General features: G+C 65.8%; 20 protein-coding genes, 1 other RNA gene and 1 pseudogene. 10 read left to right on the top strand and 12 right to left on the bottom strand.

Annotation, left to right across the window (positions count from 1 at the left end; translation table 11 throughout):
• The 3 genes from CRM90_RS13870 to CRM90_RS13860 form a co-directional block, all read right to left on the bottom strand.
• Positions 1–1,419 (bottom strand): SDR family NAD(P)-dependent oxidoreductase, encoded by a 1,419-nt coding sequence (locus CRM90_RS13870; RefSeq protein WP_102807520.1) that lies wholly within the window; start codon positions 1,417–1,419, stop codon positions 1–3.
• A gap of 45 nt (positions 1,420–1,464) precedes the next feature.
• On the bottom strand, positions 1,465–2,385 hold the full coding sequence (locus tag CRM90_RS13865; RefSeq protein WP_102807519.1) for a cutinase family protein: 921 nt from the start codon (positions 2,383–2,385) through the stop codon (positions 1,465–1,467).
• A 135-nt stretch (positions 2,386–2,520) separates the two neighbouring features.
• Positions 2,521–3,132, bottom strand: coding sequence for a TetR/AcrR family transcriptional regulator (locus CRM90_RS13860; protein WP_158249017.1), 612 nt, complete (start codon positions 3,130–3,132; stop codon positions 2,521–2,523).
• Between the two features lie 80 nt (positions 3,133–3,212).
• Between CRM90_RS13860 and CRM90_RS13855 the strand changes: the two genes are divergently transcribed.
• The 6 genes and pseudogenes from CRM90_RS13855 (at position 3,213) to CRM90_RS13835 (ending at position 8,634) form a co-directional block, all read left to right on the top strand.
• Positions 3,213–3,905 carry a hypothetical protein gene (locus CRM90_RS13855; protein ID WP_102807517.1) on the top strand — a complete coding sequence of 231 codons (693 nt, stop codon included), beginning with the start codon at positions 3,213–3,215 and terminating at the stop codon, positions 3,903–3,905.
• A gap of 3 nt (positions 3,906–3,908) precedes the next feature.
• On the top strand, positions 3,909–5,855 hold the full coding sequence (locus CRM90_RS13850; RefSeq protein ID WP_102807516.1) for a YhgE/Pip domain-containing protein: 1,947 nt from the start codon (positions 3,909–3,911) through the stop codon (positions 5,853–5,855).
• Between the two features lie 187 nt (positions 5,856–6,042).
• A pseudogene (locus CRM90_RS31455) lies at positions 6,043–6,138 on the top strand (DUF2510 domain-containing protein); the annotation flags it as partial.
• Positions 6,139–6,171: 33 nt separating this feature from the next.
• Positions 6,172–6,945 carry a hypothetical protein gene (locus CRM90_RS13845; RefSeq protein ID WP_233209310.1) on the top strand — a complete coding sequence of 258 codons (774 nt, stop codon included), beginning with the start codon at positions 6,172–6,174 and terminating at the stop codon, positions 6,943–6,945.
• 510 nt (positions 6,946–7,455) lie between these two features.
• On the top strand, positions 7,456–7,698 hold the full coding sequence (locus tag CRM90_RS30495) for a PASTA domain-containing protein (protein ID WP_158249016.1): 243 nt from the start codon (positions 7,456–7,458) through the stop codon (positions 7,696–7,698).
• 51 nt (positions 7,699–7,749) lie between these two features.
• Entirely contained in the window at positions 7,750–8,634 is an 885-nt protein-coding gene (locus CRM90_RS13835; protein WP_102807513.1) for a DUF2510 domain-containing protein, read from the top strand.
• Positions 8,635–8,777: 143 nt separating this feature from the next.
• Here the strand turns inward: CRM90_RS13835 and ssrA are convergent.
• Positions 8,778–9,145, bottom strand: a transfer-messenger RNA (tmRNA) gene (gene ssrA, locus CRM90_RS13830).
• Positions 9,146–9,318: 173 nt separating this feature from the next.
• Between ssrA and CRM90_RS13825 the strand changes: the two genes are divergently transcribed.
• The 3 genes from CRM90_RS13825 to CRM90_RS13815 are packed head-to-tail and all read left to right on the top strand — an operon-like array spanning position 9,319 to position 12,174.
• Entirely contained in the window at positions 9,319–9,909 is a 591-nt protein-coding gene (locus CRM90_RS13825) for a TetR family transcriptional regulator (RefSeq protein ID WP_102807512.1), read from the top strand.
• Between the two features lie 7 nt (positions 9,910–9,916).
• A complete protein-coding gene (locus CRM90_RS13820) occupies positions 9,917–10,996 on the top strand; it encodes a DUF1214 domain-containing protein (RefSeq protein ID WP_102807511.1) in 1,080 nt (359 codons plus the stop codon).
• Complete coding sequence (locus tag CRM90_RS13815; RefSeq protein ID WP_102807510.1) at positions 10,993–12,174, top strand: sulfotransferase family protein; 1,182 nt, start codon at positions 10,993–10,995, stop codon at positions 12,172–12,174. Before CRM90_RS13820 ends, CRM90_RS13815 begins: the two co-directional genes overlap by 4 nt.
• A gap of 137 nt (positions 12,175–12,311) precedes the next feature.
• On the opposite strand, the gene CRM90_RS13810 is transcribed toward CRM90_RS13815, so the two are convergent.
• From CRM90_RS13810 to prfB, 7 genes are read right to left on the bottom strand one after another with little or no spacing between them, the layout of a single operon-like run.
• Positions 12,312–13,157, bottom strand: coding sequence for an EamA family transporter (locus CRM90_RS13810; RefSeq protein WP_502693272.1), 846 nt, complete (start codon positions 13,155–13,157; stop codon positions 12,312–12,314).
• On the bottom strand, positions 13,154–13,642 hold the full coding sequence (gene smpB / locus CRM90_RS13805; RefSeq protein ID WP_102807508.1) for an SsrA-binding protein SmpB: 489 nt from the start codon (positions 13,640–13,642) through the stop codon (positions 13,154–13,156). Before smpB ends, CRM90_RS13810 begins: the two co-directional genes overlap by 4 nt.
• A gap of 2 nt (positions 13,643–13,644) precedes the next feature.
• Positions 13,645–14,538 carry a permease-like cell division protein FtsX gene (ftsX, locus tag CRM90_RS13800; protein ID WP_102807507.1) on the bottom strand — a complete coding sequence of 298 codons (894 nt, stop codon included), beginning with the start codon at positions 14,536–14,538 and terminating at the stop codon, positions 13,645–13,647.
• On the bottom strand, positions 14,539–15,228 hold the full coding sequence (ftsE, locus tag CRM90_RS13795) for a cell division ATP-binding protein FtsE (protein WP_036339815.1): 690 nt from the start codon (positions 15,226–15,228) through the stop codon (positions 14,539–14,541).
• Positions 15,229–15,268: 40 nt separating this feature from the next.
• The gene (locus tag CRM90_RS13790) at positions 15,269–15,748 is read right to left on the bottom strand and encodes an Rv3103c family proline-rich protein (protein ID WP_102807506.1); all 480 of its coding nucleotides are present in this window, start codon (positions 15,746–15,748) and stop codon (positions 15,269–15,271) included.
• A complete protein-coding gene (locus CRM90_RS13785; protein WP_102807505.1) occupies positions 15,745–16,713 on the bottom strand; it encodes a mechanosensitive ion channel family protein in 969 nt (322 codons plus the stop codon). The genes CRM90_RS13790 and CRM90_RS13785 overlap by 4 nt, the downstream gene beginning before the upstream one ends.
• Positions 16,700–17,809, bottom strand: coding sequence for a peptide chain release factor 2 (prfB, locus tag CRM90_RS13780; protein WP_102807504.1), 1,110 nt, complete (start codon positions 17,807–17,809; stop codon positions 16,700–16,702). The genes CRM90_RS13785 and prfB overlap by 14 nt, the downstream gene beginning before the upstream one ends.
• 195 nt (positions 17,810–18,004) lie before the next feature.
• On the opposite strand from prfB, the gene CRM90_RS13775 reads away from it, so the two are divergent.
• Positions 18,005–19,378, top strand: a complete 1,374-nt coding sequence (locus CRM90_RS13775; RefSeq protein ID WP_102807503.1) for an FAD-dependent oxidoreductase — start codon at positions 18,005–18,007, stop codon at positions 19,376–19,378.
• Here CRM90_RS13775 and CRM90_RS13770 read toward each other — a convergent pair.
• Positions 19,375–20,565: an MFS transporter gene (locus tag CRM90_RS13770; RefSeq protein ID WP_102807502.1), complete on the bottom strand. Its 1,191-nt coding sequence runs from the start codon at positions 20,563–20,565 to the stop codon at positions 19,375–19,377. The genes CRM90_RS13775 and CRM90_RS13770 overlap by 4 nt on opposite strands.
• Positions 20,566–20,618 lie beyond the last annotated feature (53 nt).

Below are 20,618 nucleotides of genomic sequence, written 5' to 3'. Positions count from 1 at the left end.
TCACCAGTCGCTGGGCGCGTAATTCTTCACGAAACAGCCGTGCAGATCTTCGCCCGACTCGCCCCGGACGATCGGGTCGTACACCCGGGCGGCGCCGTCGACGAGGTCGAGCGGCGCATGGAATCCCTCGTCGGCAAGCCGCAGCTTGGTCGGGTGCGGTCGCTCGTCGGTGATCCAGCCCGTATCGACGGCGGTCATGAGAATGCCGTCCTGCTCCAGCATTTCACCGGCGCTGGTGCGGGTGAGCATGTTCAGAGCAGCCTTCGCCATGTTGGTGTGCGGATGCCCGGGACCCTTGTACGCGCGGCTGAACTGCCCCTCCATCGCCGACACGTTCACGACATATTTCCGGCGGGCCGGTGACGACGCCAGCGCCGGGCGCAGCCGGCTCACCAGAATGAACGGCGCAGTCTGGTTGCACAACTGAACCTCGAGCAGTTCCATCGCGTCGACTTCGTGCACGCGCTGCGTCCAACTGTTGATCGCCGCGGTGTCGGGCAGCAGGCCACCGGCGTCGATGGCGGTGCCTGCCGCGATCCGCTCGGGCGACGCGCTGCGCGCGGTGAGGGCTAACTCTGTCAACGCGTGCGGGCTCTGATGGTCGGCGAGACTGCCGGCGAGCGCGGCGGGGTGGGCGTCGCTCACCCGGTCGAAGGTGACCACGTCGACGAGTTCGGGCGCCGGGGCCCGCTCCGCCTCGACGAGTGCCGCATACGAGCCAGGGGCTCGGCGCACCGTCTGGGCGGCGTTGTTGATCAGGATGTCCAGCGGACCCTGCGCGGCCACGCTGTCCGCGAGCGCGACGACCTGAGCCGGGTCGCGCAGGTCGATGCCGACGATGCGCAGCCGGTCGATCCAGTCGGCGCTGTCGGGCATCGCGGCGAATCGGCGCACGGCGTCGTTGGGAAACCGGGTGGTGATCGTGGTGTGAGCCCCGTCGCGGAGTAGCCGCAAGGCGATGTACATGCCGATCTTGGCCCGCCCGCCGGTGAGCAGTGCGCGTCGGCCGGTGAGGTCGGTGCGGGCGTCGCGCTTGGCGCGGTTGAGCGCCGCGCACTCCAGGCAGAGTTGGTGATAGAAGGCGTCGACGACGGTGTGGTGGGTTTTGCAGATGTAGCAGGCCCGAGACCGGAGCAACGTGCCCGCCGAGGCCCCTGCCGCCGTTGACACCAACGGCAGGCCGGCCGTCTCGTCGTCGATCCGGCCGGGCGCACCGGTCGCGGTAGCGGCGATGACGGCGCGGTCGGCGGCCGCGACTTCGTCGCGTTTCGCTTTGCGGCGAGCTTTCCTGACCGATTTGAAGATGCCCGCGGTGGCCCGACGGACGGCAACGGCATCGGGGTGCTCGGGCGGCAGCGACTCGACGTCGGCCAACACCTGCAGGCAGGTATTGAGCTTGTCGGGGTCAATCGCGTTCACGGTGGAAGAGTACGGCGCTATTCGCGCACGTCGTGAATCGAGGAGTTACACGAATCCCGTGCCGGACGACGGCGAGCTGGGTGCGACCGTCGTCGGGCTGGTCGTGGGTAGCTGCGACGGATAGCTCGGCACCTCCGCGGGATAACGAGGCAGTGGCCCGGGCAGCGAGGTCGCGGGCCCGGATCCGGGCAGCGGCGCGTACATCGAGTCCGGCCCGTAGGGCGACGTCGGGCCATATCCGGGCGCGCTGCCGTAACCCGGCATGTGCTGACTGATCCCGGCGAGCAGCTTGGCCGCGACGAACGAGGCCGCCTGGTTGGTGTAGCCGGGGACGTAGCCCTCGGTGTGGCCGCTCCACTCGTTGCCCGGGCCCGCGTGGCAGATCGGGTCAGCCGGATTACACAGGTCGATGGCTTTGGCGCCGAGCAGCGCACTCGTGGTTGGCAGCGCTTGATTCGTGCGGGTCGCCACATTGCCGAAGGTCGCGACGGCGACGACGTTCTTGACGTACTCCGGCGGCAGCGAACTCCCCCAGGGGATGCCGCCCACCGGAACGCCGGCAACGATGTCGATCACGCTGGCGCCTTGTGAGTATCCGCCGAGGACGATCTTGGTATCCGGGCAGGACGACACCGTCGATTTGATGTGTGAGATCACGTCGTTGGCGCCGTCGCCGCCGTGCAGTTGCAGCTTGGTGGCCTTGTAGTTGACCGCGTAGGTGTCGATGTTCAGGCTGGGCGCCTGCTTGCGCAGCGCGTCGACGAGTGCGTCGCCGACCCGGCCCATCCCGGCAGGCTCGTCGGTGCCGCGGGCGAAGACGACCTCGGCGTCAGGACAGTCGGCAGCGGACGCCAGTGGTGGCGCGACAGGACCGACGAGCAGTGCGCTCGTGACGAACAATGGCGAAGCAACCAGCCCGACCCAGCGACCGGCTGACCGGTCGCTCCCCACCGGGTGCCCACGCATGCAGCGAATAGGCATGCTTCAATCTAACCCCTCCGCCGGCCTGATGAGCTGCGAGGGTGCCGCGGTCATGCGTTGATAAGATATTGACAGCAAAGAAAATACGGCGGAAATTGCGGCTTGAGCTGGGCGCCCTCGTCAGGCCGACAGTCCTTCGACCACGGCCAGCGCGGTCAGGTAGCGGACTTCTTCGGTGGCGGCACGATCGCTGAGGAACTGGCCGGACGCGCCGGCCTGGGCGGCCATCAGCGCACGAGTGAAAGCCTCCGGAGTGACGGTCATGGTCCGGCCGGTCTTGGCGATCAGCGCGACGAAGATCCCTTGCAGGCCTTCACGGAAGCGTTCGACCTGTGCGTCCAGGGCGTGGGCGATCTCTGGCTGGTGGGCAGCACGAGCCACCAGCGCGGCATGCAGGGCGATGCGCGGTTGATCGGCGACGCCCGCCTTCAGCAATTGGCGCACCACACGGTCGGTTTCGAGAACGCCCTCGGTTCGCAGCAGGGGCGCGGCCGTCCTCCGCAGCCGCTCCACAAGCGCGTCGTTCTGGTGCTCGTACACCTCGAAGAGCAGAGCTTCCATGTCGTCATAGCTCGAGTAGAAGGCCCCACGGGTGTAGCCGGCGGCCCGGCACACCTCCTCGACGCTGAACCAGGTCCGGCCACTGTCCCGGATGAGTTCGTCGGTGGCCTCGATCAAACGGGCCCGGGTGTTCGTGCGCCGCCGGGTTGTCCGCGCCTCTGTGACCTTCACCGCAAATCGTCCTTCAGACTCGATACATTCCGTATTGGATGCATATCGTATTGAATCATGTACACATCCCGGAGGCAACCATGAGCCGACGCACCGCGGTCCCTCCTCAGCTGGTTCTTCCCGAGGGCGAGGCGATCATCGTGTCGCGCGGATTGACGGTCGACGGTGAGCACAGCCCGCTGTTCAGCGATGTCGACATGGACCTCGGCCCCGGCCTGCACGCGGTGCACATGCCCGGCGGCCACAGCCAGAAGGCACTGCTGCTCACCTTGGCCGGCCGGCTCAAACCGAGCGCAGGCACTGTCGCCGTGTTCGGTGAGACCGCGCCGCGGGCGATCCGCAAGCACTGCGCGATCGCGGCCTTCGGCGACATCGACGATCTGGACGAGGCCGTGACCGTGGGAACGGTCGTGACCGAGCAGCGCCGGTGGCTCGCTCCCCTGTTCCGGCGGTCGAGTGCCGATGCCGACCGAGATGTACTGGCTTTGGCGTTCGGCGACATCGAACGCCCGAAACCGACCGACTACATCGGGGACCTGGGCGACTTGGAGACGTTCCTGCTGCAGATCGCCCTGGCGCTGTGCTCGGACCGACCGGTGCTGGTGGTCGGTGACCTCGAACAGGTTCGTGACAACGGACGACGGGCGCAGGCGGTGCAACGTCTTGGCGCCATCGCCGCCGACCGTCTGGTCGTTGTGGGCGTGACGAATTCGCTCGGCGAGCAAGCACCCGAGCATGACGTACATATCCCGAACATCGCGGGAAAGGACTAGGAGATGGTGGGCGGACTTGCCCTGGGGTCGGAGATCAAACGCTTCGCCCGCAATCGGATGACACGGATCGCCGTCGTCGTCCTGATGCTTATGCCGCTGACCTACGGCGCGCTCTATCTGTGGGCGTACTCCGATCCGTTCGGCCACGTGAACAAAATGCCTGTGGCACTGGTCAATTCGGACCGGGGCACCACCGTGTCCGGAGAGCGGATGAACGTCGGTTCCCAGATCGCCGACAGCCTTACCGACGACGCAAGCCTGGACTGGCACCTGGTCGACGATGCCGAGGCACGCGACGGGGTGGCGCACGGCAAGTACTACTTCATGCTGGAACTGCCGCCGGACTTCAGTGCGGCCATCGCCTCGCCCACCACTGGCAGTCCCCGCAAGGCGCAGCTGATCGCCGAATACAACGACGCCAACAACTACATCTCGTCGAGCATCGGCCACACCGCGTTGGAGCAGGTGCTTAACGCCGTATCGAGCAGGATCTCCGGGCAGGCGGTCAACCAGGTGCTGTCGGTGATCACCACCTCGGGGGCCGGCATCAAACAGGCGGCCGACGGAGCGCGTCAGCTCTCTGACGGAGCGGCCCAACTCGACACCGGCGCAGGCCAGTTGGCGAGCGGCCTCGATACCGCCCGCAGCGGGTCCGCGGAGCTGGCCGCCGGCTCGCGCACGCTGTCCGATGGCATCAACACCGCCACCGATCCGCTGCTGAAGATCACCAATCTGTTGGCGCAGATCGGCACTCAGAGCGATCAGGTCAACGGCCAGGTGCAGGACAGCTCGTCAGCACTGACGGATGCGTCCAACGAGCTCGACACCATCGCCGGGGCGCAAGACACTGCCGCCCAGTCGCTTACCTCGATCATCGACAACCTGTCCGCCAACCAGGATCCGGTGTCGGTGATTGCCACCGCGAAACTGCGGGACACCCGCGATCAACTGCTGGCCCACCAGCGGACCGCGGACATCCAGGCGAAGCTCGACAAGGCACGTGCGGCCGCCAACGGGGGCGGTCCCGTCGGTTCCGCGCTCACCGATATCTCGGCCAAGGGCAAGGAACTCACCGACAAACTCAACCAACTGCGCGACGGCGCCCAGCAGGTGGCGTCGGGCAACGCACAGCTCAACGCCGGCATCGTCAAACTCGACGACGGTGCCCGGCAGCTGAAATCCGGCACGGCACAATTGAGTTCCGGGGCGAATGAGCTGGCGACCAAGCTCTCCGAGGGCGCGCAGAAGGTTCCCGACTGGAGTCCCCAGCAGAAGGACGCCATCGCCGACACGATCGGCGGTCCGGTTCAGCTGACCAGTTCACACGAGAATTCGGCGCCCAACTTCGCCACCGGGATGGCACCGTTCTTCCTCACGCTCGCGCTGTTCTTCGGCGCGATGCTGTTGTGGATGGCGTTCCGCCCGTTGCAGAACCGCGCGATCGCCGCGGAGATCAGCCCGCTCCGCGTGACGCTGGCCAGCTACCTGCCGGCCGTCTTGATCGGGATCCCCCAGGCGGTGATCCTGTACTGCGTCGTGCATTTCGCGCTGCGTGTACACGCCGAACATCCGGTGGCCATGCTGGGATTTATGATGCTGGCGTCGTGCGCCTTCATCGCGGTGGCGCAGGCGATCAGCGCCCTGCTCGGCCCGGTGCTGGGCAAGGTGCTGCTGATGACGCTGCTGATGCTGCAACTGGTCAGCGCCGGCGGGCTCTATCCCGTCGAGACCACCACCAAGCCGTTCCAGGCTTTCCACCGGCTCGACCCGATGACCTACGGCGTCAACGGACTACGCCAGTTGATCCTCGGCGGCATCGACGGCAGGCTATGGCAGTCGCTGATCTTCATGGCCGGCCTGTGGTTGGGATCAATACTGCTGACCTCACTGGCGGCCCGGCGCAACCAGTTGTGGAACCTGACCCGGCTGGTGCCGAGCTTCAAGATGTAGTGACGAAAGCAGGTGGGGAAGCAATCTCACGAATTAAGGCATCGCATGACTCTCGGACCTGGTGCGACTTGACGAAACCCAGCGAAGCGTGGACGCGGTCCACACGGACGTGTCACGACTGTCGATCCCTCTGTCCGCAGCCTCACAGGGGCGTAATCTCTGGCACCAGAACGTGTCAGGGGGTCGGATGTCTCAGCCAGCGGGGTGGTATCCCGATCCGTCGGGTGGGCCGGCGGCACGTTACTGGAATGGCACCGGCTGGGACGGATCGGCCCAGGAATACCCCGAGCCGGCGTCGCCGACGACCGAGCCTCATGTGGTCGAGCCGAGTCGTCGGTGGTTGTGGACGCTGGGCGTTGCGGTCACAGCGGTCGGCGCAGCCGTTGGAGCGACACTTCTAACTCTGCAATTCAGCGAGAAGCCGACGGCCGCTCCCCCGGTGCCGGCCACCGTCACGTCGATCGCGCCAGCCCCCTCGCCGCAGCAGTCGTCGGCTGAAAAGGCCGCAGCAGACGTAAAAATATCGATGCAGCACAAGCTCGACACCGACCCAGACTTCGCAAGAGCAAGGTTGACGGTTATCGACGTGACCCTCGTTCAGAAGTCCGGCAACGAGTACAAAGGCATTGCCACAGTGCGGAGCCGCGACGGCGCCGATCATCAAGTGCCGGTCGACGTGACGTCCGACAGTGCCAACACCCTGTGGGAAACCCCGCCGGGGGCATTCCTCTTCGCCGCCCCGTTCAATCAACCGCCGCCAGCGCCGACGTTTCCGGTTCCCGGCGCAGACGACGCTGGTTTCCTCGCCGGTCCACGCTGCATGGACACAGCACCATTGATCGTCCTCACAGCACAGTCGAGAGTTGTCATCTGTCCCGACGACAGCCCAGCAGAAGTCTACGAATACCGAGGCCTCCGAATATCAGACGGCGGCCAGATCGAGCTCCCCGCAAAACGAACTGAGACAGGTGGATTCATCGCCGTGAACCCGGCCGACGGAACGCGATATGTCGTGACACGGGACGGCCTCAAGATCATCACGCCCGGAGGTGAGACGTACTCCGAAGCCGCGGTCGCCGTTGGCCCATGAATTACGGGTGGCTTTGCAGAAGTTAGCGCAGCTGCTTGATAGCACCGCCAGTGTTCGCGGCGTACTGCTCAGCCCCGGCACTTTCAGTGCCGGCGGAGACTGGCTATTGGTCCCTGACCAACCCACAACAAGCCCTTCTCGACGTCGACCCCGACCAACGCATGTCGCTGGCCGCCGGAGCAATGAAGAGGTGATCCGCGCGCTCGGCCTGGACCAGGCGGGCTAACACCAAATGCTCGACCAGGTCATCGTGACCGCGTCGGCGCTGGACTAGGCCGCGGTTGCGGTGAACCTGCTCTGCAGGATTCGCTCAGCCAGCTCCCAGCAAGACGTTACGATCCGCTGATGAAAATTCGGGGGAATCTCGCCATCGTCGCTGTCTCAGTCTCATTGTCATGTTTGGCTCTGACAGCTTGCGGTTCGACCAGCACACCAGCCCAAACCGTCACGGTGACATCGACTCGTCCTGCGCCGGCAACCGCACAGGCCCCATTGACTTCACTCCCTGCCGTGACAGCAACCACCGCCGCGTCCGCGGACATTACCATTCCCGACGTCACGGGTCAGAATGCCGAGATCGCACGGGCACAGCTTGAAGGTTTGGGCCTGACGAACGTTGAACTGGCGTCGGCGAACCCGAAGTACTCCATGGTGCTGTTGGCCAAGAATTGGACGGTCGTCAGTATCGAACCCGCACCCGGCGCCACAGTGGCGAGCGGGTCCCCCGTCATCGTCAAGGTTTACAAGGACTAGGCCGATGCGCGCACCTCGTTGGTTGATCACGACGGTCGGCGAGCACTGGAAATGACTGAGCCAGGCTGGTATCCCGACCCGCTCGGTGGTCAGGGCGCCCGTTACTGGGACGGCAGCCGGTGGGACGGCGCAATTCAACCGGGACCACCCACTGGAGCCCAGGAGTTCCCAGAATCGTCGCCGACTGCGCCGCACACGACAGAGAAGTCGCGACGCTTCTGGCCGCTATGGGTACTCGGCCTGGCTGTCGTAATCGCCGTCGGCTCAGCGGTATTCGTATTGTCGACGCCCTCCGGGGAAGGCATAAAGGCCGCGCCGACGATTACACCGACCACGACGGCTGCGCCGAGGGCGGCCCAGGCCGACCAGGTCGCCGCGGAAGTGCAATCCTCGATGCAGTCCAAGCTAGACACAGATCCAGACCTCTCGCCGTTGCACCTCATGGTGGTTCACGTCGACCTTGTCAATAAGGCGGGCAACGAATACAAGGGCATCGCGACTGTGAAGACCTCGCGCGGGACGTCACACGACGTACCAATCGACGTCACTTCAGACGGAGACAAGACCCTGTGGGAGGCCGCACCCGGCGCGTTCCTGTTCGCGGTTCAGGACATGCCGACACCCACCCCTGTCGCACCGCCGCCACCTGCGCCACGCCCAGCCCCAGTCCCTGCTCCGAGCACTGTCGAGAACTTCCGAATCTGCCCCTCAGGCTTGACTGGTGTCGCCACCGACGAGACCAGTTGCGCTTTCGCAGACAGCGTCCGGGCGGCGTGGTACTCGCAACCAGGCACCACCGTATTGGCCTACAGCCCGGTGACCCACCAGTCCTATCTGATGACCTGCATAGAGTCGGCGACCAACGTGTGGCCGGGATCGAAGCGCTGCTCCGGCGTGAATGCCCAGGGCACAGTCTTGATCGTGTACATCGACTAGCCACAGCCACATTCACTCGCCAATCCGGACCGCCAATACGTGCTGGCCCGTTGGACTCGCAGTCACGTTGGCGAATACGTGGAGTGCAATGCGGACGTGACATGGAAAAGGCCCCCGATCTGGGGGCCTTGACCAGCATCTTTCGGTGGAGCTGCCGGGAATTGAACCCGGGTCCTACGGCATTCCCTCAAGGCTTCTCCGTGCGCAGTCCGCTATGTCTCTACTTGGATCTCCTGATCTCGCGAACAAGTCAGGATGACGATCCCAGTCGCTGTTTGATGTCCCCACGGGTTCCGCGACCGAACCCGTGGGTGGGTCCCTCTAGATGACGCCAGGGTCCGGGTCGAGGGCAGTCCCGGTCTGACGGATTAGCTTCGCTTAGGCAGCGAGAGCGTAATCGCGCTGATTGGAATCGGCGCTTAATTGGTTGCAACGACGCTTACGGTGGTCTCTTGCCTGCACCGGCACGCTTCCCTTGATTCGATGCGCGAAGTCGAAACCGATCAGCCCCTCGCACCCCGGCCGAGGTACGGCCGGACAATCCATGTTACGCGAGGTGTAACCCCGAACTGAAGTGCATTAATCCCGCGTCCAGATCGACGTTCTGCAGCGATCTACTCACACTTCCCCGGTGGTTTGTCGGTTTGGGCGAACAGAAAATGAGACTTTGTCTACAGTGAGACGATGTCTGAAAGTCTGCGCGTCCGGAAACGGCAGCGCACGCGGGAGCGAATCGCCACCGCGGCCGCCCAGCTGGTCATGCACAACGGGCTGAGCGCGACGACTGTCGAGCAGATCGCCGAAGCCGCCGACGTGGCCCGGGCGACGTTCTTCCGGTACTTCGAGTCCAAGGAGTACGCCGTCGCCGAGGGCTTCACCTCGACCTGGATCGCCGCCATCACCGACGCCTTGCGCCGCCAACCAGCCGACCTGTCCGTCAACGACGCACTCAGCGCCGCGTTCGCCGAACTCACCCCCGGCTTCAGCGTCGTCGAGAGCAGCATCGCCGAAATCGAACGCCAGACCCGAGACTCGCTGACCCTGCGGGCCTGGACGCTGCTGTGCTACCTCAACTTCGAAACCGCCATCGCCGAAGCGATCGCGCCCCGGCTGCCCGACCTGACCGTCGATGACCCGCGCCCGCGTCTCATCGGCGCCCTCGCGATGGCGTCGGTGCGGATCTCGCTCGACGACTGGCTGCGCGACGGCGGATTGCTATCAGACCGAATCTCCCGCGCGGTCAACTCCATGACCCCGTGCCCGATCAAGAATTGAGGACCGCATGAGTGCCGAAAAGTCGCTGGAAGCATGGGGATTCGTCCGTAGAGTTCTTGACGATCTGACCGCCCAGATCACCGAGGACGCCCGCGACGAGCGCGAAATGCTCGAGGGACTGCGCGTGCTGAACCGGGTGACCGCGCTGTGCACCGAGCTGTCGGTGGACATCGACCCGGACCATCCGCATTTCGTCGACATGTGCACACCCTCGCGCTTCGTCGGCGGCCCCAACCCGCACGGCGCCTATCCGCTGGCCATGATCAGCGGTGACCGGGCCTACCGCGTCACCGGCACCAGGGGCACGTCGACCTACCTCGGCATCCAGGTCCTGGCCGGCACCGGGATGAATCCACGCCGGATGAGCAACTACCTCTCCGACCGCGATCTGGTCCTCGACGCCCACGGCCGGTTCAACATTGTCTTCGCCGCCACCCGCCCGACCGACGACCTCGCCGGAGCACAGTTCATCGAGGTCCCCGGGGACGCGACGTCGATCGTGGTACGGGACTACATCGCGGATCCGGCCACTGAAATCCCTGTGCAGCTTGATATCTCGTTGCTTGGCGAGGCTCCCCCGCCGGCGCCACTGAGCGACGAGGCCCTGGCCGCACAGCTCACGGCAATGGGCTGGACCATCGTCAAGCTGACCACCCTGCACCGCACGGTGCGCCCCGACCTGCTGGACACCCCCAACATTCTGATCACCTCCGGCGCGGAGAACCTGGGCGGTGAGAACACCACACCGGACAACCTCTACATGCTCGGCATGTTCGATCTCGAGCCACATCAGAACCTGCAGCTGACCTTCCTCCCGCCCGAAACCCGTTACTGGTCAGTGACTTTGGAAAGTATCTGGCATGAATGCCTGGAGCCGCTGCTACGCTCCAGCTCGGTGACCAACAAGGGCGTCTCCCCCGATCCCGACGGATACGTCCGGCTCACGATCGGGGCGCAGGACTCCGGCGAGGGCCATTGGTTGGATACCGGTGGACGTCGACGCGGTTTCATCGTCGTCCGCTGGCTGGACAACCCGAATGCCCCGGATGTGACAGTTCGTCTGCTGGACAAGGAGGTTCAGAAATGACGAGTGCGGTGCAAGCCCGCCTTGACCCCGCCAAGCTGATCGAGCAGGCCTGCGAACTGGCCGGCAGCGACGACTTCGGCGCCGACGACGGCTGGCGGGAGAACCTGTCGCGGATGGTCGACGACCTGGTCGCCGAAGCGGACCTCTCGCCGCTCGGCGTGGAGATCGCGGCCGCCGATGTGATTGTGCCGCTGCGCAACCGCCTGCAGATCACCGCGTGGCGGGCCGAACATCCCGAGATCGCCGAGGAGCGGATCACCCAACCCATCTTCATCCTCGGCCAGCCCCGCACCGGCACGACGATCCTCTACGACCTGCTCAGCCAGGATCCCGACCTGCGGGCGCCGCTGACGTGGGAGGTCGATCACCCCTTCCCGGTCCCCCAGCCGGAGACCTACCTGACCGACCCGCGCATCGACGAGACCCAAGCCCAGCTGGAAATGACCGAGCAACTGATGCCCGGTTTCATGAAGTTCCATCCCATGAGCGCGCGCGGCGGCCAGGAATGCGTCCGGATCACCGCAGGCACGTTCTGCAGCATGATCTTCCCCACCCAGTACCGCCTGCCGAACTACCAGCACTGGCTGATGTACGAGGCCGACCATGCGCCCGCCTACCGCTACCACCGTCAGTATCTGCAGCACCTGCAGTCCGGGGTGCCGGGCCAGTGGCTGCTGAAGAGCCCCGCCCACCTGTGGACCCTGGACACGCTGCTGGCCGAGTATCCGGACGCGATCCTGGTGCAGACCCATCGCGACCCGCTGGTGGTGATCTCCTCGATCAGCGCGTTGATCGCTCACCTACAGAAACTGGCCAGCGACAACGCGACCGTCCAGCGCGCGGCCGCACAGTGCGCGGCGGAGAACATTCTGGGACTCGACCGGCTGATGAAGTGGGTGGACGACGGCGTAATCAGCCAGGATCGCGTCGTCAATGTGCGGTTCGTCGATTTCATGCAGGACCCGTTCGCCACCATCGGCGCGGTCTATGAACGCCTGGGCCGTGAGCTGACCCCGGTCGCCGAACAGCGCATGCGCGCCCATCTTGCGGCGAACCCCGGCGACGGCGGCGGCAACCGCTACACCTGGGCCGACACCGGGCTCGATGCCGCCGAATTACGGGAGCGGGTCCGGGCCTACCAGGACCGCTACGACGTGCCGAGCGAGACGCTGCGGTAGCTGTCGCGTGTAACGCGGCCGGCGCCGGGCACGATTTCCCCTATCGGAAGCGCACTTCCTGCAAGTGAGCGATCAGGGGCGGCCCGAAAGGGACCACACGTCTGGAAGGTGCGGGCAGAGGTCGGGACGGACGAGAACTATCGGACCGAGATCATCCCGACGGCGACCAACGCCATCACCATGCCCAGCACCTGCCAGCGGGTGACCCGCTCACGCAAGACGACGATCGCCAGCAGCACTGTGGCCGCCGGATAGAGAGCCATCAGCACGCTGGCCAAGGACAGCATCGTCGCCTGCAGCGCCAGTAGCGTCGCGACGTTGGAGACGGTGTCCAGCAGCGCGGCAAACACCGCCATCTTGAGCGGAAATCCCCGTGGTGCATGAAAATTACCGCTGAACGCGGCGACCAGCAGGACGATCGCGGTCGCCGAGACCCGGGCGAAGAACAACGGCCACAGGTGAGCGTCGGCCGGAGCCTGGTGCAGCAGAACGAAATTCAAGCCGAACGCCAGACCCGAGCCCACCGTCAACCACGCCACCGCCGCGGTGAACTTGTGCGGCCGGACATCCTCGTCGGTGGCTTGCCTGCTGACCAGGACCACGGCGATCAACGCCAGCACCGTCCCCACCCCGGCGATCACACCGGGCTGCTCCCCCATCGCGAGTCCCACACTGACCGGCACTGCAGCCACCAGAACCGCGGTCAACGGCGAGACCACCGAGATCGGTCCGGAGCCCAGCGCGGCGTAGAACCACCACACCCCGAACGCCTGGCTCACGCCGCACAGCAGACCCCAGACCACCGCCGGAGTCGATATCGTGCCGCCGAACACCACTGCCAGGATGCCGAGCAGCACCATCGCCACCGGGTAGGACACCAAGACCACCCGCAGAGCGGCGACCCGTCGCGCCGCGATACCGCCGACGAAATCGCTGACGCCGTAACCGATTGCCGATGCCAGCGCGAGCAGGATCCCGATCAGAGCTTGCCCTTGGCCCGGCGGCCCAGCTCCCGGATCACTTCTCGCTCCGCGTCACGCTTGGCCAGGTCCTGCCGCTTGTCGTGCGCCTGCTTACCGCGGGCCAGCGCCAGTTCGACCTTGACCTTGCCGTCGGAGAAATACAACGACAGCGGAACCAGGGTCAGGTTGCCGTCACGGATCTTGCCCACCAGGTTGTCGATCTGGCTGCGGTGCAGCAGCAGCTTGCGGTTGCGCCGCGGCGCGTGGTTGGTCCAGGTGCCGTGGTGATACTCCGGAATGTGCAGGTTGCGCAACCAGATCTCGCCGTCGTCGACGGTGGCGAACGCATCGGCCAGCGACGCGTGGCCCTCCCGCAGGCTTTTGACCTCGGTGCCCTGCAGGACGACGCCGCACTCGTAGGTGTCGAGAATCGAATAGTTGTGCCGTGCCTTGCGATTGGTGGCGACCACCTTGTGGTCGGGCTTCTTGTCCGGATTCTTGGCCACCGCTACCGCCGGACGTACAGGCGCAGCGTGACGTAGCCGGTCAGACCGGCCATCAACACGCCGACGCCGAACATGATCGGCGATATGTAGAGGATGTCGGCGTAGTCGATCCGGGCGATCAGATTGGCTTGGTAGAACTGGTTGAGCGCGTTCTCCAGGAACGCCGCCCGCACCACGATCAGCCCGACGATCGCTATCACCACACCGATCGTCGCCGCGAGCACCGCCTCCAACAGGAACGGCAGCTGGGTGTACCACCGGGTGGCACCCACCATTCGCATGATGCCGATCTCTGTGCGTCTGGTGTACGCGGCGACTTGAACCATGTTGGCGATCAACAGGATCGCACCGATCGCCTGCACCATCGCGATCGCGAACGCCGCCGCGGACAGCCCGTCGAGCACCGCGAAGAGCCGATCGATCAGCTCCTTCTGGTTCAGCACATTGAGCACACCGGGCTGGCCCGTCATGGCCGCGTCGAAGTCCTTGTGCTGCTCGGGGTTGTCCAACTTGACGACGAACGACGCCGGGAACGAATCCTTACTGGCGACGTCCTTGTACTGCGGGAACTTACGGATCGCGTCGTTGTAGGCGTCGTCGCGGTTCAGGAACCGGACCGACCGGACATCGTCGCGGGCTTCGATCTTGGCGCGCAACGCCTTACAGGGGTCGGCGTCGCAGGTCGGGTCGTTCGCCGAGACGTCGTTGGTCAAGAACACCTGGGTCTCGACGCGGTCGAGGTAGATGTTGCGCGAGTGGTCCGCCAACCGGACCACCAGCAGGCCGCCACCGAACAGGCCGATCGAGATGGCCGTCGTCAAGATCATGGCCACCGTCATGGTGACGTTGCGGCGAAGTCCGGTGAAGACCTCGTTGATGAGAAAGCCGAAGCGCACTTAACGATCCATTCCGTAGACACCACGCTGCTCATCGCGAACGAGCCTGCCCAGGGACAGCTCCACCACACGCTGGCGCATGGAATCGACGATGTGGTGGTCGTGGGTGGCCATCAACACGGTGGTTCCCGTGCGGTTGATCCGCTCGAGCAGATCCATGATGTCCTTACTGGTCTCAGGGTCCAGGTTGCCGGTGGGCTCGTCGGCCAGCAGCACCAGCGGCCGGTTGACGAACGCGCGCGCGATCGCCACGCGCTGCTGCTCGCCGCCGGACAGCTCGGCAGGCAGCCGATTGGCCTTGCCGGACAGGCCCACCATCTCCAGGACCTCGGGCACCACGCGATTGATGGTGTCGGGCTTCTTGCCGATCACCTCCAGGGCGAAGGCGACGTTCTCGAACACCGTCTTCTGCTGCAGCAGCCGGAAGTCCTGGAACACGCAGCCGATCACCTGGCGCAGCTTCGGGACCTGCCGGCCCGAGAGCTTGTTGACGTGGAACTTCGACACCTGCAGGTCACCGGACGTGGGTGTGTCCTCGGCCAGCAGCAACCGCATGAACGTGGACTTGCCGGAGCCGGACGGGCCGATGAGGAAGACGAACTCACCCTTGTCGATCTTGACGCTGACATTGTCGAGGGCTGGCCGTGCCGACGACTTGTACTGCTTACTGACATGGTCGAGGGTGATCATCACGGCACGCCAGTGTAGCCGTCCGGCGGGCGGGACCCGGTTACTGCGTCGGAGCCGCGGGTGTGACCATCGGCCCCTGACCCGGTGCCGGCGTGGGAACCGGGGCAGGTGACGGGGTCGGAGTGGGCAGCCCGGGGATCTGGAACGGCAGCGGGCCAGGCGGGGTGGTCGACGTCGTCGGGCTGGTCAGGCTCGTCGTCTCCGTCGGCGTCGTGGTTTCCGTCGGCGACGTGGTCTCGGTCGTGGTGGTGGTCGTGGTGGTCGGCGGTGTCGTCGTTGTGGTGCGCCGTACATCGGTGCGCGGGACCCAGGTGTACGACGGGTCGGGCACGTAGCCCGGCGGCACCACCTGGTTCGCGGGAACCGGCGGCTGGGCCGGTGGCTGGAAGTTCTGATACACCCAGAACAGCGCGATGAATGCCACCAGCAGCACCGCGGTGGACGTGCGAAGGCGCCCGCCCGGAAGATATTTCGGCCAGCCGCGGTCGTCACGCTTGGACTTGCTCGATTGATTCGTCACTGCGCTTTGTCCTGACTGCGCGCTACATCGTCGCTGGTGCCCGACGGAGTCATCGCGCCCAGTGTCGGGGTTCTCTCCGCCGGGGTGGTGATACCCGCCTGAGCTAGCGCGGCGATCACCATGACCCGCAGTCGGCGGCCGACGTCGAACTGTTTGCCGGGCAGGGTTCGGGCCACCATCCGCAGATTGACCGAGTCGACCTCGAGGCTCTCGACGCCCATCAGGGCCGGCTTGTCCAGCAGCAGCTTTCGCAGATCCTCGTCGAGCATCGCGTCGTTGCACACGGTGTGCAGCACGTCGTTGACGCGGTTGAGGTCAGCGGAGGTGGGCACCGGGACATCGACGACCGCTCGCGCCCAGTCCTTCGACAGGTTGAGGGATCTGACGATGTTCCCGTTGGGCACGGTGTACATCTCGCCTTCCGGCGTTCGGAGCTTGGTCACCCGCAGGGTGACCTCCTCCACGGTGCCGAGCGAGTCTTTCGGGGCGCCGACCATACTCAGCTGCACCAGGTCACCGAAGCCGTACTGGCGCTCGGTGATGATGAAGAAGCCGGCCAGCATGTCCTTGACCAGGTTCTGCGCACCGAAGCCCAAGGCCGCGCCCAGCACCGCGGCCGGGGCGGCCAGCGAGCTGACCGGTATCGACAAGACGTCACCGATCTCGACGACGACCATCACGAACAGCAGAGCGATCGATACCCAGGACACCACCGAGGCCACGGCCTGCTGATGCTTGGCGCTCTCGGTGCGGACGATCTGGTCGGTCTGCTGGTATTGGGCGTCGATGCGCCGGGTGATCCGGCGAGCGAGCCAGTTGATGAAACGTGCGGCCAACAGCCCGCCGATCAGCAGCAGCGCGATGCGGACGCCTCTGGTCACAATCCACACGCCGTACTGGCCGTGCCAGAAGCTGCTCCAGTGCTCGGCCACGCCCAGTGCCAGGTAGGTGTTAGTCGTCGTCATCTCGCCGGTTGCGCCACCGGATCCCCGCTTCCAGGAATCCGTCGATGTCCCCATCCAGTACCGCCGCGGGATTGCCGACCTCGTACTCGGTGCGCAGATCCTTGACCATTTGGTAGGGGTGCAGAACGTACGAGCGCATCTGGTTGCCCCAGGAACTACCGCCGTCGCCCTTGAGGGCGTCCATCTCGGCGCGTTCTTCCTGGCGTTTGCGCTCCATGAGCTTGGCCTGCAGCACGCGCATCGCGGACACCTTGTTCTGCAGCTGCGACTTCTCGTTCTGACAGGTGACGACGATGCCGGTCGGGATGTGGGTCAGCCGGACCGCCGAGTCGGTGGTGTTGACCGACTGACCGCCGGGCCCGCTGGAGCGGTAGACGTCGACGCGCACGTCCTGCTCGGGGATGTCGATGTGGTCGGTGGTTTCCACGACGGGGAGTACCTCGACGTCGGCGAACGACGTCTGGCGCCGGTTCTGGTTGTCGAACGGGCTGATCCGCACCAGCCGGTGGGTGCCCTGCTCCACCGAGAGGGTGCCGTAGGCGTAGGGGGCGTGCACCGCGAAGGTCGCGCTCTTGATGCCGGCTTCTTCGGCGTAGGAGGTGTCGAAGACCTCGACGCCGTAGTCGTGCTGTTCGGCCCAGCGGATGTACATCCGCATCAGCATCTCGGCCCAGTCGGCGGCATCCACACCGCCGGCGCCGGACCGGATGGTCACCAGCGCCTCGCGTTCGTCGTACTCGCCGGACAGCAGGGTCCGGACCTCAAGCTGTTCGACTTCGGCTTGCAGCGCCTTCAGTTCGGCGTCGGCTTCGGCCACCTCGTCCTCGCCACCTTCTTCGGCGGCGAGCTCGTAGAGCACCGGCAGATCCTCGAGACGGCTGCGCAAGCCTTCGACGCGGCGCAGCTCGCCCTGGGCGTGGGACAGCTCGCTGGTGACGCGCTGGGCGTGGCTCTGGTCGTTCCACAGATTCGGGTCGGCGGCTTCGTGTTCGAGTTTCTCGATCTTGGCGCGCAGACCGTCGACGTCGAGCACTCGCTCCACCGTGGTGAGGGTGGTGTCGAGTGCGGCGATATCTGACTGACGATCGAGGTCCACGGGTCCTCAGGGTACCGGCGTCGCGACACGTTGTGATCCACGGCGACTCCTGAGACTTCTGGGGCTGCCCCGCCGTTGCGCGTCTAACATCACTTTCGTAACCAGGATGTGGCGTCGCACAGCCCAGAGCGACGCTGCTCGACTGCGACGCGACAGCCCCTTGCGCGCAGCCGGGTCCGGACAGAAAGCGCGAGGATGCGTCCTTACTATGTCGCGATCGTTGGTGCAGGCCCCTCCGGATACTTCGCGGCGGCGTCGCTGCTGAAGTTCGCCGACAGTTCCGTCGCCGCCGGCGGTCCGGATGTCCACGTCGACATGCTCGAAATGTTGCCCACTCCCTGGGGTTTGGTGCGCTCCGGGGTGGCACCCGATCATCCGAAGATCAAGACCATAAGCGCCCAGTTCGAGAAGACTTCGCTCGACGAGCGGTTCCGTTTCTTCGGCAACATCCGAGTCGGTCAGCACGTACAAGCCGAGGAGCTCAAGCAGCGCTACGACGCCGTCGTCTACGCCACCGGCGCGCAGTCGGACCGTCCGCTCGGGATTCCCGGCGAGGAACTCGAGGGCAGCGTCGCCGCCGTCGACTTCGTCGGTTGGTACAACGCGCACCCGCACTTCGAGGAGATGACGCCGGACCTTTCGACCGGGCGCGCCATCGTGGTCGGCAACGGCAATGTGGCCCTCGACGTCGCGCGGATCCTCGTCAGCGATCCCGGCGAGCTCGCCAAGTCCGACATCGCCGACCACGCGCTGGAACTGCTACACGCACGGGGTGTCGACGAGGTCGTGGTCATCGGCCGCCGCGGCCCCCTGCAGGCCACCTTCACGACGATGGAGCTGCGCGAGCTGGGCGATCTGGAAGCCATGGCCGACGTAGACGTCATCGTCGACCCCGCGGACTTCGACTCCATCACCGACGAACAGCTCGAGGCGGCGGGAAAGACCGTGAAGCTGAACGTCAAGGTGCTGCGCGGCTACGCGGAGACCGAACCGCGAGGAGCCAAGCGGCGCATCGTGTTCCGGTTCCGCACCTCGCCGATCGAGATCAAGGGTGACGGCCGTGTCGAGTCGGTGGTGCTGGGCCGCAACGAGCTCGTCGACGAGGGCGGCCGCATCGTCGCCAAGGACACCGGCGTGCGCGAGGAGCTGCCCGCCCAGCTGGTGGTCCGCGCTGTCGGCTATCGCGGCATCCCGACTCCGGGCCTGCCGTTTGACGAGCGCTCAGGCACCATCCCGCACTCCGACGGCCGTGTCGAAGGCAGCGACAACGAGTACGTCGTCGGCTGGATCAAGCGTGGCCCGTCGGGCGTCATCGGGAGCAACAAGAAAGACTCGGCGGACACGGTTGCGACGTTGGTGGCCGACCTCGACGGCCGCGAGCTCGGCGCGTTCGCCGACGACCACGGCGAGACGCTCGTCGAGTGGCTGCTGTCGCGTCAGCCGATATTGGTCACCGACGACCACTGGAAGCTGATCGACGCGCACGAGCGCGGCGCGGGCGAACCGCACGGCCGGCCGCGCGTGAAGCTCACCAGTGTTGCCGAACTGCTGCGCATCGGGCACGGCTAGAGGGCGCAGGTCTCCGGCTCACGCTCCCGGGACAGCCCGCCGACCGGGCCTGCGGTGCGTGCGATCAGCGGTGTGATGGCGGCGGACATCGCCAGCGCGGCCGACACCATGATCACCGCGAAGGGGCTGTAGCGGTCCACCACGACGCCGCCGATCGCGGTGCCGATGGCTCCGCCGACGAGGGCACCGCTGTTGAGCCAGCCGAATGCTTCGGCGGTCGAATGCGCGGCGATCTGGTTGGAGACCATGACGTAGAGCGCCGCCAGCGCAGGCGCGAAGCCGAGCCCCGAGGCGAACAACGCGGCGAGCTGCAGGCCGTAGCCGTCGGCCAGACCGAACAGCACGGTGCCGGCGGCGACAGTCGCCATCGACAGGGACAGGCCGCGGACACCGAGATGGCGGTGGCCGAACAGCACGCCGCCGAGCAGTGACCCGACGCCGGTTGCCGCGAGCGCGATGCCAGCCGACAGGTTCTGGTTGCCGTACAGGGCGAGGACGCCCACTTCCAGTGCCGTGAACGACGCGACCAGCGCGAGGCTGGCGACCATGGCCAGGATGACCGCATGGTTGGCCAGTACCTTGCCGAACGCGACCGTGCTGCTGACGATCGTCGGCCGGAACTGGCGGGCGCTGAGCAGGAACCACACGGTCCCGACGATCGTGACCGCGGCGGAGAACAACAGCGGAATCGCCGTCGAGATCGCGGAAGCCAGGAACGTCGCAGCGACCGGACCGATCACCCAGATGAGCTCCTGGGCGGTGGTGTCGAGCGCGAACAGCGCCCGCAGGCCTTGGCCGGGGACCATCTGCGGGTACAGCGCACGCACCGCAGGCAGCAGCGGCGGTACCGAGGCGCCGATGAGGAACCCCAGCACCATGAGGAAGGTCGCGGGGACGTGGACGAAGGCCAGCGCCAACATGCTGACGCCGTTGATCAGGGCAGCCGACACCAGCGTCGGCATCATTCCGATCCGGCCGAGGAGGCGCGCCGTCATGGGCATGGCCACCGCTTCACCGATGCTCGTGCACGCCACGACGGCGCCGGCCACCGCGTACGACCCGGTCCGGGCCTGTACGTGCAGCAGGATCGCCAGCGACAGCATGCCCAGCGGCAGCCGCGCGAAAAGCTGTGAGGCGGTCACATTGACGACGCCTGGAACTCGAATGAGCTCTACGTAGGCGCGCACGGTTATCTCTCCATCGAATGAGGTCTACTGGTTTGAGCTCCTCAACTGTACCG

The organism is Mycobacterium sp. ENV421 (assembly GCF_002887815.1).
In the GTDB taxonomy this organism is placed as follows: domain Bacteria; phylum Actinomycetota; class Actinomycetes; order Mycobacteriales; family Mycobacteriaceae; genus Mycobacterium.
This window is presented reverse-complemented; position numbering and strand designations above follow the sequence as displayed.